This window comes from Prevotella sp. Sow4_E9_plate (assembly GCF_052116205.1).
In the GTDB taxonomy this organism is placed as follows: Bacteria; Bacteroidota; Bacteroidia; order Bacteroidales; family Bacteroidaceae; genus Prevotella.
This window is the reverse complement of the sequence record NZ_JBQKLN010000019.1, coordinates 59,533-75,574: the sequence shown is the minus strand read 5'-3', so window position 1 is coordinate 75,574 and position 16,042 is coordinate 59,533. Positions and strand designations below refer to the sequence as shown.

The window sequence follows — 16,042 nt, the reverse complement described above, 5'->3', positions numbered from 1 at the left end:
TACGCAACTGCTGAGCTGCTTTCTTGTAATCAATTTCTAAGTTGTCCATAATATAAAAACTGTGTTAAACTACTTTTATTGTAGCTTGACACAGTTTAGTTTACACTCTCAGTTCACATGTCAAAAGACGAGTTATATGATGCATATTCTTTCTTATATCATAGTTTGCTTGATTTAGGCTATCATGCCCGCTTCGGACAGAATACTTTTTCTAAAAGTTCTAATGATATTGGTGTAAGTTCTTATTTGAGAGAAAGAATGATGAATGCTGGTTCCTATAAGGGATTTGGTATTTCAGCACAAAGCATGAGCCGTAATGGAATATCCTATAATGTTGGCAAACTTAAAACATCATTCAAGGATTTGTTAGAAAGCAAAACTTTTACAGAAGAATATGTTTATCATCTTCCACCTAAAGAACTTGCGGCAAAATACATTGCTATTGGCGCTTATAATGGTTCTTTCTCTTTAAAAAGACTTAGCGAATTACTGGGGTGCGATGCCAGAACTTATTACTCTGGACAATTAGACTTCTGTCTTTCTCGAGGATATATAGAGATTTTTGATGATAGGGTTACTGTCACTCCATCAGGTTTTAAGTATTACGGAGCTTTGTTCTCCTTATTTTACTCAACATAGCTATCAGGGAAAAGCCATGTTATTGTTTTATAGTTCCTATTTTTCATACACTCCGAATCTTGCTGACTTCAAAATATGTCAGTCAGCTAGAGTCGGAGTGTATTATATTCATTTTCCTTGTGACTCTTGATATTCTCTCCCCCTCTATGAATAGATATTAGAGGTTCGCTTGAGCGTTTATAATATTTGCAACACCAGTGATAACCTGATCAAGTTCCTTTCTATAAATCAAGCCCTCCTTATACTCTTCAGGTATGGCATCATATCCGAATTTAGCTCCCAGGATAGCACAGGCAACAGCTGCATTTGTATCAGCATCACCTCCTGCTCTCACTATAGCAAGCAAACCGTCCTCAAATGATCTTGCATGCCAATATGCCCATAATGCAGCAGACAGGCATTTCAAAGTATAGCCCATAGATTTCTGGTCTTGCAATTCTAAAGTTCTAATATCAGGAGACAAAGACAGGTCTATAAACCCTATGATGCGCTTGTCATATTTCATGGCTATATCAAAGATGTCATGATATGACAAGCCAAAATCTTTGTAGATTAGGCTATGAATCAGCTCTGATACTATCACGCATGAACCTACACAACGAGGATCATAATGAGTCAGCTTACATATATTCACAGCACACTCTTCTACAGCTTTTGGGAAAGTACCCACAATGGAAGTTCTCATGAGTGCTCCATTAGCAGCCCCTTTACGATAACTCATCTCCCATATTAGTTTGGAAACATCAAATGGCTTTTCTACATAATCTGCAAGATTTAAAACCTTGTAGGTCGTCTGACCAATACCCATAGGTTCCCCCATGGCCCAATCTTTAAAATTTTGAGCAATGGTTGTGAGATTGACGCCTTTATCTTTTATGACTGCATTTGCGATACACAGCATCATGTCCGTATCATCAGTCCAGTCACCAATTTTCCATCTTCTTCTATGACGGTCTTGAAATATATCACTATAGTGGGTAATACCATTAGGATATTTCTGGCTTATTTCCTCTTCCGTCATTCCTTCGGTACCAAGGCCAAGGGCATCTCCTATGGCTTGCCCATATATTGTTCCTTTAATTTTATCTATAATATTTGTCATAACTCATTCTTATATAATTGAATCATCTTGTTCATGTCCTTCGTATTCGCTCTTATATGAGTCCCTTTTCTTTTCATAGGCTTTATCTCGCCCCAAGATACTCGAGAAATCCATATTTTGCGAAAAGCCTCCTTTTACGACATTGGTAGAGTTGCGTTTCTTGCCATAGAACGTCCATATTGTATCATACTCTATAGGCAAGACTACCTCACCCTCCTCGTCAATAAGTCCCCATTTACTTTCGTTTATTCCATTTGTTACGCCTCCTATTTTTACTCTTGCAAGTCCATTGTCAAATCCATCAATCCAATTGTATTTACCAAATGGAACAACAACAGAACCATCTGTACGTAACACCCCGTATTGGGATTCTTTATTCTGTACTGTATATAGCTCCTTATTTCCTATTGCAGGTATCAGATGACGAAAGGATGGTTCTAAAATGACCTCTCCTTTAGAATTTATAAGTCCATACAAGAGACGCCTATAACATGCTACATTACCACCACCTCTGACAAAACCATAAATATCCTCAACTGCGACTCTGATTTTGTCTTCTTGACTATAGCAGTCACCATAATACATATCATATTGTGGCTCAACGATGATGATACCATTTTTATCAACAAAGCCAATTTTATCACCACTTGTAAATGGTATGAGTAATCTTGGGTCTTCTTCCAATTTATAGGAAGATGCCGGTACAAGTACCTTAGTGTACTGATTCACAGATAATATTGTTTTCTTTTCCATAACTTTGAAACAGATGATAATATAATGAATACACATTAACAGACAAACGATTGAACTTGCTCCCTCTTCCTCATCAGTTATCCCTCTACTTTTCTCTGGTTAGTTGTACTAACACTTTAAGGTAATTGTGACCGAAACAGTTCATCACCAAAACGAGATATTAATTCTTGTTTAAGATTGTATGGCAAATTACTACAGCCTGCAAAAGCACCATTTCCTATGCTAGTCACACTATCAGGAATGGTTATTATTGACAATGAGCTACAACCATGGAATGTTTCTTCACCAATGCTAGTAACACTAGAAGGAATAACTATCTCTGACAGAGAATCACAACCAGAAAACGCACTATCACCAATGCTAGTCACACTATCCGAAATGAATATTTTGGACAGAGAACCACAATTAGAGAAGGTTTTTCCCCCAATGCTAGTTACACTTTCCGGTATGACAACACTGACCAGAAATCTACAAAATTCAAATGCACTATCACCAATGCTCTTTACACTCTCTGGAATGATTATTTTGGACAGAGAACGACAATCACAGAAGGCTTCTTTCCCTATGCTAGTTACACTATCTGAGATAACAATACTAACCAGAGAACAACAACCAGCAAATGCACTATCACCAATGCTCTTTACACTATTAGGTATGATATATGATTCTATTTCTTGATTTCTGAAAGAAATGATTTCACTTTTATCTTTATTGAATAATATATCACACTCATACATGAAATTGGGGGATAAACATTCTAACTTACCATTCCAACCAAAAAACGGATTTCCTTTTAAACAAATTACGCTTTTAGGAATGAATATATATTCCAATGCGAGACATTCACAAAATACACCATTTCCAATGCTAGTCACACTATCAGGGATGTCTATGCTGGTCAGAGAACAACATTGTGCAAATGCATAATCACCTATGTTAGTCACACTATCTGGGATGACTATATTTAATAGGGAGCTACAATGCATAAATGCCTCATCTCCAATGCTAGTCACACTATTTGGAATGACAATGCTAGATAGAGAACTACAATCCCTAAATACATCATCACCAATGCTAGTCACACTATCTGGGATAACTATATTGGACAGAAAAGCACAATTAGAAAATGCTTGTTTACCAATGCTAGTCACGCTGTCAGGGATAACTATATTGGGCAGAGAAGTACAGGCAAAAAATGCACCATCACCAATGCTAGTTACACTATCTGGGATAGCTATATTTAATAGGGAGTTACAAAAAGAAAATGCCCAATCACCAATACGAGTCACACCATCTGAAATGACTATTTTGGACAGAGAACTACAATACCTAAATGCACTATCCCCAATAATAACCACACTATTCGAAATTACTATGCTAGTCAAAGAACTACACCCTGAAAATGCATTATCACAGATGATTTGCGTACCCTCCTTAACAGAATAATATCCTTTTAGTACTTGTGGAGCCTCCAATAACTTTCTTCCATCTTTGCTATATTTTACACCCCATTCATCAATAAAAGCCTCCTCCCACTCTTCCCATGTACATTCAGTTGATAAGTCTTCAATTGTTTGAGGAAGGATAGGCTTTTCGCCAATAAACAACCTGAAAGAACATGTAGAAAGTTCCTTTCTTGCCAAAGCAAGCATGAAAAGAGAGTAAAGTGTACAGAAGTCTTTATCACACATCAACCCCTGCAGGGCTGATATGACCTTGCTATTTGATGGAGTGCGATAATCTTTTTCTGAGAAGAGAAGCCTGTCTGATGCACCATAGATATCTAACAAAGTAAAATTCATAGATATAGCCTTTAAAGACAAAGCGATGCTTGCCAAAGAAAAATCATCTATTGTTTCATCGAAATCATCCATAGTACGCAATGGGTGACTGAAATCCTTGGTACCGATAGTTGGAGATTTACTGCCTTTCATCGCAGGCACAAACATTCCATCATAATCCACTAACGCAAGAGAACCATCGGGACGGACAATGATATTGTCTGGCTTGATATCGCCATGAGCAAAAGATTGAGTACGGAGCCAAGCAGCCATTTTGCCAAAGCGATAACAAAGCATTGACATAGCAGATTGATTGTGATAGTTTGCAGAGATGTAAGCTTCCATCGTCTCCCCTTCTACCCAATCCATCAACAATACAGGAAATTCATCCTCCTCGCATTGACTGTCCACGAAGAGTTCCTTCTCCATATACTTTACAGAAGTAATATATGGAGAATCAACCATATTCAATTCATCCGCAATCTGACGATAGGCATCAGCTCGCCCCTCTTGTTCTTCCGTAAAACATTTGAGGGCATAATATTTCCCAGTACTCTTGTCCTGCATCTTAAACACCACGGCAAAAGCACCACTACTACGATACGGCTCTCCGTGATCATCTAATACGGGAGTCAGGTAAGCCAATTTATCAAGATTATCAGCAGCATCTTGAATGGCCTTTACATATTCTGATATCAATGGATACTGCATATTGTATACTATTGTTTAATTCGTTATCTACAACTGTATTTTAAACGATATTGCAAAGTAATCATTTCAACTGAAACAGCCCAAACTTAAAAACATTTTAGCCATATTTGTTCCTAATAATTTAACAGTTCGTTAATAAATCAATAATGTTTGGTATCTATCCAGCACCTCTATTGGCACGAATAGTTACCCATCTTCTTCATTAGTTATCTCCATACTTCTTTTTCTCTGATTAATTGTACTAACTCTTTAAAAAGGCAGGAATGTTGTTAATGGTAACTGAAACAACTCATTACCAAAACGAGATATTAATTCTTGTTTAAGATCATATGGCAAATTACCACAATTAACAAATGCACCTGTACCAATGCTAGTCACACTATTTGGGATAACTATGCAGGACAGAGAACTACAATCCCTAAATGCATCATTACCAATGCTTGTCACACTATTCGGAATGACAACTTCTTCCAATGAGCTACAATCAGCAAAGGCACAGGCTCCAATACTTGTCACATTATCTGGGATGACAACGCTGGACAAAGAACTACAACCAGAAAATGAACTAATTCCAATGCTAGTTACACTATTAGGAATGACTATGTTGGATAGAGAATTGCAGTCCTTAAACACTCCATTACCAATGCTAGTTACACTATTTGGGATAACTATATTGGACAGAGATATACAACCAACAAATGCCCACCCCCCAATGCTAGTTACACTATTTGGAATAACAATATCGGTCAGAGAACTACAATTCTGAAATGCGCTATCACCAATGCTAGTCACACTATCTGGAACAACTACGTTGGACAGAGAATTGCAACCACGAAATGTACCATTTCCAATGCTGGCTACACTGTTTGTGATGACTATGCTGGACAAAGAACTACAATCTTGAAATGCACAATCCCCAATGCTAGCTACACTATCTGGGATAACTATATCAGACAGAGAAGTACATTGCCAAAATACCCAATCACTTATGCTAGTCACACTATCAGGAATGACTATATTAGACAGAGAAGTACAACTAGAAAATGCACCTGTACCAATGCTAGTCACACTATTTGGGATAACTATGCAGGACAGAGAACTACAACTGCTAAATGCTCCTTCTCCAATGCTAGTCACACTATCAGGGATAGTAATGTCAGACAGAGAACTACAGCCACAGAAGGCTTCTTTCCCTATGCTAGTCACACTATTTGGAATGACTATATTGGGCAGAGAACTACAATACCTAAATACACTAACACCAATGCTAGTCACACTATTTGGGATGACAACGCTAGACAGAGAACTACAACTGCTAAATGCTCCTTCTCCAATACTTGTCACACTATCTGGGATGACTATATTGGGCAGAGAACTACAATCCTGAAATGCCCTATCTCCAATACTTGTCACACTATCTGGGATGACAACTCTAGACAGAGAACTACAAAGCAAAAATGTTCTATCCCCAATGCTAGTCACACTATTTGGAATGACTATATTTGACAAAGAACTGCAACCACCAAATGCACAATTCCCTATGTTGGTAACACAGTCTGGAAGAACGAGACAGCTCAAAAAATTACAAAAAGAAAATGCTTCTTTCCCAATGCTAGCCACACTATTGGGTATTACTATGCTGGTCAAAGAACTACACAGTGTAAAAGCATTATCACAGATTATTCTTGTACCCTCTTTAATAGAATAGCCCCCTCTTGGTCTTTTGGAAGCTTTCAATATTTTTCTTCCATCTTTGCTATATTTCACTCCCCATTCATCAGTAAAAGCCTCCTTCAACTCTTCCCATGTAACTTCGGTTGATAAGTCTTCAACAATTTGAGGCAGAAGAGGCTTTTCGCCAACAAACAATCTAAAAGAACATGCAGAAAGCTCCTTTCTTACCAATGCAAGCATGAAAAGTGAGTAAAGTGTACAGAAATCCTTATCACACATCAATTCCTGCAAGGCAGATATGACCTTGCTATTTGATGGATTGCGATAATCATTTTCTGAGAAGAGAAGTCTGTCTGAGGCACCATAGATATCTAACAAAGTAGATTTCATCGAGATAGCCTTTAATGACAAGGCGATGCTTGCCAATGAAAAATCATCTATCGTTTCATCGAAATCATCCACAGTACGCAATGGATGACAGAAATCCCTGGTACCGATAGTCGGAGATTGGCTGCCCTTCATAGATGGCACATACATCCCGTCATAATCCACCAATGTAAGAGAACCATCGGGACGGACTATGATATTGTCCGGCTTAATGTCACCATGAGAAAAAGACTGGGTACGGAGCCAAGCTGCCATCTTGCCAAAACGATAACTAAGCATCAACATGGCTGACTGATTCCGGTAATTTGCAGCAATGTAAGCTTCCATCGTCTCTCCATCCACCCAATCCATCAACAATACAGGGAATTCATCCTCCTCGCATTGACTGTCAACGAAGAGTTCCTTCTCCATATACTTTACTGATGTAATGTATGGAGATTCTAACAAATCCAGTTCGTCTGCAATCTGACGATAGGCATCAGCTCGCCCCTTCTGTTCTTCCGTAAAACACTTCAGGGCATAATATTTCCCGGTACTCTTGTCCTGCATCTTAAACACTACGGCAAAAGCACCACTACTGCGATATGGCTCTCCGTGATCATCTAGAACGGGAGTCAGGTAAGCCAATTGTTCTAGATTATCACCAGCATCTTGAATGGCCTTTACATATTCTGATATCAATGGATACTGCATATTATGTATTGTTATTTTATCAGCTTCTACAAATTTTAATGACATCAAATAGGGAAATAAAGAAGATGGATGCTAGCCTTTAAAATAAACTAACGTGAAATCATCCAAATCTAAAATTCCTTCCGAGTTCAGTTTTTTCAGATACTGTTCAAACAGACTGTCGGATGATGTTGCATCCAACAAAGATTGGAGCACATCCTTCCAAAAATCAAACTTCATGGTCTCAGCTGTTTTCAAAAGTTGTGAATTGCCAGATGCTTTTAGGTATTCTTCAGCAAGTTCTTCACTATATTCCTTACTTTTAGTCAATTCATACATCATCATGATATAATGCGATAAGGCATCGCTGGCAACAAAGACTACCGAAGATTCATCCAGATAAAAGTCACCACATCTGAAACCTTCCTCTTCTAGAGGGTCTTTACAGCTAACCAACCTGGGCGGATTGCTAAAATCTGACAATTTTGTAAAACTGTGTTCCAAGACACCAGTTTCTTTGCTATAATGGAAGACTACGCTATCACCGTATGCCATCCATTTACATTGCTTATCCCCTGTTATCCATGCAGCAGCAATGGTGGCGCAAGCCCCCTCATTATAATATTTATTCAAAAGAATACCATCACCTTCTTTTGCCCTTTCCTCATGATCATTATAAAAGGTCTCCCAAATGCCATCCACCCATTCGTCAAGTTCTTTGAAGCAGACGACGGGTTTATCTTTTGGAAGATGTTTTACAAGATACTCCGACCACTCATTGGCAAACAAGCCACAGCCTCCTGCCCCATCGGATACCGCTATACAAGTATCCGATGAGTAGAAAGCATCTTCATTTGCAACATGGTCATTGAACTTTGCTATACTAACACCTCTGTTCATATCTTTTCTATATATCATTACAGATTTTGATTAACCAGCATACTCGAAAGTGTGCCAATCTTCATCATTTTAACCAATCTCTCCATACCCGTATTTACACCCATAGCATGGTAGCGGATATCAGCCTGCTTATCTCCAAAGATATTACGGATCTGTTCATTGTAGTTGAGAGGCAAGAGACTTGACATATTATAAAGTTTCTCACCATATCCATTTCCGTTCAATTCATCTGCAGTTGCAGGGAATACGACCGATTCTGCATGTCCTGGCACAACGTGAATATTGAAGAGCAAGACATTACCATCATTGGTAAACATCGACTTCAACTGATTAGCAAGTTGCAGCATCTCATCATGCGAGGTTCCGTTATATTCACCATCAGTAATATTGATAATTGTAGGAGGATAACAATCCTTGTCGTGATGGTCTTTCATCCAGCTTTCGAGCAAACCTTCTGCACGTTTAAAAGCCTTATCCATGTGTGTCCAACTACCATCATGGCGAGCTACCATCCATTGTTTCTTCTCTACTTCTTTGATGGTTATACCCTTTCGAGTACGCACCTCTTCCTTCACCATTTTCTTTTGGTAAGGATTATCACGAATCTCTTCTGGAGTAACGAAGTCTCGTCCTTCAAGATTACCATTCCAAGCACTATAAGCCTCCGTGCCATAACCTATCATGGCAATATCAAAGTAATGACGAGTCTCATTATTCTTCACACATCGCTCCACCAACTCGTTGATTTGGGCATTTACGATACGGGCTACGGCCTCAGATAAAGTCATATCCTCACCATTAAAGGTGGTAATTCTACGCATAGAAACACTTTGGTCCACAAGGAAGATGAATGCTGTAGGATGCTCACGGTCAACACGAGCCGTATATGCATTCTTGCTCTGTAACATCTGTGGTTGGCTTGGAATCGGAATACCAAAGTTGCCGATGTTCTTGATATACTTCAGGGGTATGCTGTTCTTTACCAGAATCTCGGCTTGATAGAAAGGCTGTTCATTTATATCCAGGTCAAAATGCTTGTTTGCCTTGACTGTCTGAAAATGAATTTTCTTGAAATCTTCCAGGTTTCCGCCAACGTTGGCACCGCTTCTTGTAGCATTTCTATCTGAGAACTTAGTCTGTTCATCAAATATCACCTCTGGGTCTATTTCCAAAATTACGGGGTTAGATATACGTTGCTCGCTCATCGCTACATACATCATTGGATGCTGCTTGGTAAAACTCACTCGCACATAATGCTCCAATCCATCTCGTTGGTCAAGTGACCAGGAAGTAGAACCTGGTCCACCGCCTCCCGGCTTAGGAATCGTAATTCCACGTTCCTCACAATCCTTCCAGGAAAAGAGACCACCATTCTTGATGATGTTCTCTAAGTTGTCACGATCTGTAAAATGATACAACGTTGTAATATGATGCTGCTCAAGGATATTCTTAAAATCCTCCCAATTATTTCGTTTACTCATAATTTATATTTTGTTGTTATTCTATCCAAAAAGTTCTAATTCCTGTGGCTTATCAACCTGTAGTTTTACCTCCGTATCCGGTTTTTCTCCATAAGGATAAATACCATCTACGTATGCCTTGATCAAAAAGGCATGAGACAAGGGTTTGCTTGGGTCATCCACATCACAGTTGGTATCATAATCCAACAAGATGATGGTTTTCGTTTTACTTGCCTCCCTCAATCGTTCGATGATTGTTGGCACTTTATTCTCCAACATCCATTGGTAGGTCGGAATATATATCAGCTTTCTTGCTTCTATATATCCTAGGAGTTCCTTGCCATTTACTCCCTTGCGATGTCCCAACGGCTTTCCAAACTTGCGTACAGTTCGCTTGATTTTTTTCATCGTGTCGTTCTGGAACATCTGCACATCTACATCTGCTCCTTCAAACACTTTCAATCCCTGCCAAATAGCCTCTACGCATGTGGCTGTCACTCCATTGCTGAATGGAACTGGTATTCCACCATGTGGATAGAATGGACTTAATTTGATTAAGCTATCTTTGGCATGGCTAGTTACATCCGCAATGATGGCATCGGGATGTTTCTTGAGAATATTCTCTAGCTTTTTACGTTTTGAGTCTATTAGTATCATAATTGCTTAAATATTTTATCTCCAAATCGAGAGATTAATTTTTGTCTAAGATCGCATGGGAAATCGCAATCTTCAAAAGCACCTTCTCCAATACTGGACACACTATCAGGAATGACTATATTGGACAGAGAAATACAACGATTGAATGCATTAATTCCAATGCGAATTACGCCATTAGGAATGTCTATGCTATTCAAGGAAATACAACCAGCAAAAGCACCAACACCTATACTTTTCATACTATTTGGGATAATAATATCAGCCAAAGAGTTACAACAAAGGAATGCACCAAATCTAACATTCATCACACCATTAGGAATGGCATACGATTTCTGGTTTTGATTTCTAAACGATATGATTTCGCTTTTATCCTTATTGAATAATACACCATGCTCGTAAATAAAGTTGGATGACAAACACTCTAGCTTACCGTTCCAACCATAAAATGGATTTCCATTTAAGTTCGTTACATTTGTGGGAATCACGATATTAATTAATGTTTCGCAATACGAGAATGCCCCATTTCCAATGCTAGTCACACTATCAGGGATAAAAATACTAATCAAAGATGTGCATTTAAAAAAAGCACCACCCCCAATACTTGTCACACTATTCGGAATGACAACTTCTGCCAAAGAACTGCACATTGAAAATGCTTTATCACATATTATCCTTACCCCCTCTTTAATAGAATAACATTCTTTTAGTTCTTGTGGAGCTTTCAACAATTTTCTTCCATCTTTGCTATATTTCACTCCCCATTCATCTATAAAGGCTTCATTCAACTCATCTTCAGTTACTTCTGTTGATAAGTCTTCAATAGTTTGAGGTAGGAGAGGCTTTTTGCCAATAAACAACCTGAAAGAACATGCAGAAAGCTCCTTTCTCGCCAATGCAAGCATGAAAAGAGAGTAAAGTGTGCAGAAATCCTTATCACACATCAAGTCCTGCAAGGCAGATATTACCTTGCTATTTGACGGATTGCGATAATCATTTTCCGAGAAGAGAAGTCTGTCTGAGGCACCATAGATATCTAACAAAGTAGATTTCATCGAGATAGCCTTTAATGACAAGGCGATGCTTGCCAATGAAAAATCATCTATCGTTTCATCGAAATCATCAACAGTACGCAATGGATGACTGAAATCCCTGGTACCGATAGTTGGAGATTGGCTGCCTTTCATAGAAGACACAAACATTCCATCATAATCCACCAATGTAAGAGAACCATCGGGACGGACTATGATATTGTCTGGCTTAATGTCGCCATGAGAAAAAGACTGGGTACGTAGCCAAGCTGCCATCTTGCCAAAACGATAACTCAGCATCAACATGGCTGACTGATTCCGGTAATTTGCAGCAATGTAAGCTTCCATCGTCTCCCCTTCTACCCAATCCATCAACAATACAGGAAATTCATCCTCCTCGCATTGACTGTCCACGAAGAGTTCCTTCTCCATATACTTAACTGATGTTATGTATGGAGAATCTAACAAATCCAGTTCGTCTGCAATCTGACGATAGGCTTCGGCTCGCCCCTGCTGTTCTTCCGTAAAACACTTCAGGGCATAATATTTCCCGCTACTCTTGTCCTGCATCTTAAACACCACGGCAAAAGCACCACTACTGCGATATGGCTCTCCGTGATCATCCAGTACAGGAGTCAGGTGAGCCAACTCTTCAAGATTATCACCTGCATCTTGAATGGCCTTTACATATTCCGATATCAATGGATACTGCATATTAAGCACTATATTTTTATATGTTAAAGAACAACAAAACGCTGCCCTATTTTTTGCCATATCAGAGATTATATTTGGCTTTGTTTTGATAACTATAAACGGCATGGCAAAATTACAAATAAAAGCTGAGAAACACTCTTTTTTTGAAGTTTTTTTTCGAGAACAGAGCAAATTAAAGTTCTTTTGGCTTAAATATCGCTCACCATACAGCAATAAAAGCTATTTCCTTTCAAAGTCCAATCATAATTTATACACTGAATTTAAGTCTGCACATTCCCTGTCAAGAGAATATGCAGACTTTATTTATACCCATCCTTTACGATGCAAATACCAAACAAGCCAATAAATTAGTATCTCTGATCCGAATCCACCTCCAAGGACTATCCATAACACCCCAGAATGGATTTCTGTAATGTTCACAATGACCACCAGTACCAAAATCGAAAATGTAAAAATCAAAGTCAACATACATGCCGCAGCAACATCAAGAGGAATCGAGATTCTACCTGATGCCTCATTTACATCATCAAGCACCGCTCGCACTTTCTTGCCAAAGGCATCAGCAACATCATCACCCATTTTTACTGCAACCTTCTCTATACTTGACTTAATTCTTTCATCCACTCGAACTGTATTAGCCTCCTTCAACATAGGAAGGAGTTTGCCAACCTTGGCTGTAGAAGCATCTACTTGTTCTGAGATAATCTTGTAATTACGGATACTTTGCTCAACTATGCCTGATAATGCACGAAACGCATTGATGTATTGATTGAGCAAATCACGATCCATATCTCTCTGTTGTTCGGGCGAAAAGGTATCCAATTGCGCCCGAAGTTCATCAGTGTCGTTTTTTTCATTCTATTCTGTTTTAATTATTATACTGAGTCCATTTGAAAAAGTCCCGAATCATATATTTTGTCTTTGTAACTTATTGACAATCAATGGCACGTTTTCGTAAAAATGACTTTTTCAAGTGGACTCAGTAACTGGATAAAAAAAAGAGAGTGTGTCATAAGTCCATGACGCACCCTCATCAACTTAAATTAACGAGACTCTGTTTATCCTTCTCCTCAAGCAGAGAGATACCTACATCATCCCTTCCAGTTTTTCCTGCGCCTCGCGCATATCTTTTTCAAAATTCACATGGTCTAGAAGGAATTCCGTTCTGCCTTGCGAAAGAAGAAGATAAAGCTGAGGATTCATGCCCTCCACATATTGGGCGATGGCATACTCTATATCATCCCTCTGGGTAGGATTGGTTGAAAACTCAAAGACTCTAAGCTTCTGATGAATAAAGCAATATGCCGACTCTATGCAATCTCTGGTGATGCTCCCCAATAGGAGAGCATCACCATTATAATCTTGTTTCTGATTCATTCTGAATATTCTTTTTACTTTACTCCCTTCATGGAAAGGGCGATGCGCTTGCGCTTCAAATCTACTTCTGCCACACGCACCATCACATGCTCATGAAGCTTTACCACCTCACTTGGATCATTGATGTAGCGATTAGACATTTGGGAAACATGAACCAGACCGTCGTTGTGGACACCTATATCTACAAAGGCACCAAACTTGGTAATGTTGGTAACAATGCCCGGCACAACCATGCCCACCTGCAAATCCTCTATCTCCTTGATGCTGGCATCAAACTCAAACTTCTCTACCTCACCACGAGGGTCCAAGCCCGGTTTGTCAAGCTCGGTCATGATATCCATCAAAGTAGGCATACCTACCTCAGCAGTTACATATTTCTTGATATCAATCTTCTTCTGTAGAGATTTATCCTCAACCAATTGCTTCACTGTAACACCTTGATCCTTTGCCATTTGCTCTACCAGCGCATAACGCTCAGGATGCACGGCACTATTATCCAACGGATTCCTGGCACCAGGAATACGGAGGAAACCAGCACACTGCTCGAAGGCAGATGGCCCCAGACGAGGCACCTTCTTCAACTGAGCACGGGAAACAAAAGCACCATTCTCGCGACGATATTCAACGATATTCTTGGCAAGAGTAGGTCCCAATCCACTCACATACGTAAGGAGATGCTGGGATGCTGTATTCAGATTTACACCTACCGAATTCACACAACTCATCACCACGGCATCAAGACTCTTCTTAAGCTGTGTCTGATCCACATCATGCTGATACTGACCTACACCGATGCTCTTTGGGTCAATCTTTACCAATTCGGCAAGCGGGTCCATCAGTCGTCGACCGATGCTCACGGCACCACGAACGGTAACATCCTCATCAGGGAACTCATCTCTCGCAATCTTCGAAGCCGAATAGATAGAAGCACCATCCTCGCTCACCACATAGATATCCACAGGGTGTGGATAACTTATTTCGTGCAGCCAATCGCTGGTTTCACGACTTGCCGTACCATTACCCACAGCCATTGCCTCAACCTGATACATCTTCACCATGCGCTGGATGGCAGCGGTAGCCTCATTCTTCTTGTTACGTGGAGGATGAGGAAATACTATTTCGTGATGAATCAGATTACCCTGCGCATCGAGACAACAGGTTTTACAGCCATTGGCGAACCCCGGATCCACAGCCATCACACGCTTCTGTCCTAAAGGAGCAGCGAGCAAAAGCTGTCGCAGGTTTTCTGCGAATACTACAATAGCCTCCTCATCAGCCTTCTGCTTGCTGAGAGCAGCAAACTCAGTTTCAATACTAGGCTTCAGCAGACGCCTGAAAGCATCATCCACAGCCTCACCCACCAAAGTCTGGCATTCACCGAAACCATGTACATAATGACGCTTCAGTTTATCCTGACACTGCTCATCATCAGCTGAAATGCTGATACGGAGGAAACCAGCCGCTTCACCACGACGCATCGCCAGCAAGCGATGAGAAGAACATTTCTTTAAAGGTTCAGAGAAATCAAAGTAATCAGAGAAGCGCTGAGCCTCCTCTTCATCCTTTTTCTTAGCCACTACCTTTGAGGTGATGATGGCACCTCGACGGAACTCGCCGCGAATCTGATTGCGGCTCTGCTCATTCTCGCTTACGGTTTCGGCGATGATGTCCTTGGCTCCCTGAAGTGCAGCCTCCACATCCTTCACCTTATCACCCACAAACTTCCTGGCAGCCTGTTCCGGATTGCGCTCACGCTGGAAGAGGAGCAGTTGTGCCAGAGGCTCCAAGCCTGCCTCACGTGCTATCTGTGCACGGGTGCGGCGCTTAGGCTTATAAGGAAGATAGATGTCTTCCAGTTCGGTGGCATCCCAGCACTGTTCGATGCGTTTTTTCAGTTCATCCGAGAGTTTTCCCTGTTCCTCGATGGTTTTGAGGATAGTCTCCTTTCTCTTCGCCATCTCAGAGAGTTTCTCGTTAGCCTGTGCGATGGCTTCAATGTTTACCTCGTCCATATTACCGGTTTTCTCCTTGCGGTATCGCGAGATAAACGGAATGGTGCAGCCCTCTTCGAGCAGCGCCAGAGTATTTTCTACAGCCTGCTCCTTCAGATTGAGCTGGGCTGCTATCAGCTTTGTAAATTGATTCATTTATGATATTTATACAATAAAATTCAAACTGTTTGTTCAT

Annotated in this window: 12 protein-coding genes; 1 reads left to right on the top strand and 11 read right to left on the bottom strand. The window is 40.1% G+C overall.

Annotated features, from left to right (window positions below; all coding sequences use genetic code 11):
• Nucleotides 1–117: 117 nt before the first annotated feature.
• On the top strand, nucleotides 118–639 hold the full coding sequence (locus ACTQ53_RS09360) for a hypothetical protein (protein WP_441932812.1): 522 nt from the start codon (nucleotides 118–120) through the stop codon (nucleotides 637–639).
• A 157-nt stretch (nucleotides 640–796) separates the two neighbouring features.
• Here the strand turns inward: ACTQ53_RS09360 and ACTQ53_RS09355 are convergent, their stop codons facing one another.
• From ACTQ53_RS09355 to ACTQ53_RS09305, 11 genes are all read right to left on the bottom strand, one after another.
• The gene (locus tag ACTQ53_RS09355) at nucleotides 797–1,741 is read right to left on the bottom strand and encodes an ADP-ribosylglycohydrolase family protein (RefSeq protein WP_441932811.1); all 945 of its coding nucleotides are present in this window, start codon (nucleotides 1,739–1,741) and stop codon (nucleotides 797–799) included.
• A 9-nt stretch (nucleotides 1,742–1,750) separates the two neighbouring features.
• On the bottom strand, nucleotides 1,751–2,494 hold the full coding sequence (locus ACTQ53_RS09350) for a WG repeat-containing protein (protein WP_441932810.1): 744 nt from the start codon (nucleotides 2,492–2,494) through the stop codon (nucleotides 1,751–1,753).
• Between the two features lie 116 nt (nucleotides 2,495–2,610).
• Nucleotides 2,611–4,986, bottom strand: a complete 2,376-nt coding sequence (locus ACTQ53_RS09345; protein WP_441932809.1) for a leucine-rich repeat protein — start codon at nucleotides 4,984–4,986, stop codon at nucleotides 2,611–2,613.
• A gap of 249 nt (nucleotides 4,987–5,235) precedes the next feature.
• Entirely contained in the window at nucleotides 5,236–7,740 is a 2,505-nt protein-coding gene (locus ACTQ53_RS09340; RefSeq protein ID WP_441932808.1) for a leucine-rich repeat protein, read from the bottom strand.
• Between the two features lie 72 nt (nucleotides 7,741–7,812).
• On the bottom strand, nucleotides 7,813–8,619 hold the full coding sequence (locus tag ACTQ53_RS09335; protein WP_441932807.1) for a hypothetical protein: 807 nt from the start codon (nucleotides 8,617–8,619) through the stop codon (nucleotides 7,813–7,815).
• Nucleotides 8,620–8,636: 17 nt separating this feature from the next.
• Entirely contained in the window at nucleotides 8,637–10,100 is a 1,464-nt protein-coding gene (locus ACTQ53_RS09330) for a DarT ssDNA thymidine ADP-ribosyltransferase family protein (RefSeq protein WP_441932806.1), read from the bottom strand.
• Between the two features lie 21 nt (nucleotides 10,101–10,121).
• Nucleotides 10,122–10,736, bottom strand: a complete 615-nt coding sequence (locus tag ACTQ53_RS09325; protein ID WP_441932805.1) for a DUF6939 family protein — start codon at nucleotides 10,734–10,736, stop codon at nucleotides 10,122–10,124.
• Entirely contained in the window at nucleotides 10,733–12,538 is a 1,806-nt protein-coding gene (locus tag ACTQ53_RS09320; RefSeq protein ID WP_441932804.1) for a leucine-rich repeat protein, read from the bottom strand. The genes ACTQ53_RS09325 and ACTQ53_RS09320 overlap by 4 nt, the downstream gene beginning before the upstream one ends.
• Before the next feature lie 243 nt (nucleotides 12,539–12,781).
• Nucleotides 12,782–13,267, bottom strand: a complete 486-nt coding sequence (locus ACTQ53_RS09315) for a hypothetical protein (RefSeq protein ID WP_441932803.1) — start codon at nucleotides 13,265–13,267, stop codon at nucleotides 12,782–12,784.
• Between the two features lie 297 nt (nucleotides 13,268–13,564).
• The gene (locus ACTQ53_RS09310; RefSeq protein WP_441932802.1) at nucleotides 13,565–13,855 is read right to left on the bottom strand and encodes a hypothetical protein; all 291 of its coding nucleotides are present in this window, start codon (nucleotides 13,853–13,855) and stop codon (nucleotides 13,565–13,567) included.
• 14 nt (nucleotides 13,856–13,869) lie between these two features.
• Nucleotides 13,870–16,002 carry a Tex family protein gene (locus ACTQ53_RS09305; RefSeq protein ID WP_441932801.1) on the bottom strand — a complete coding sequence of 711 codons (2,133 nt, stop codon included), beginning with the start codon at nucleotides 16,000–16,002 and terminating at the stop codon, nucleotides 13,870–13,872.
• Between the last annotated feature and the right edge of the window lie 40 nt (nucleotides 16,003–16,042).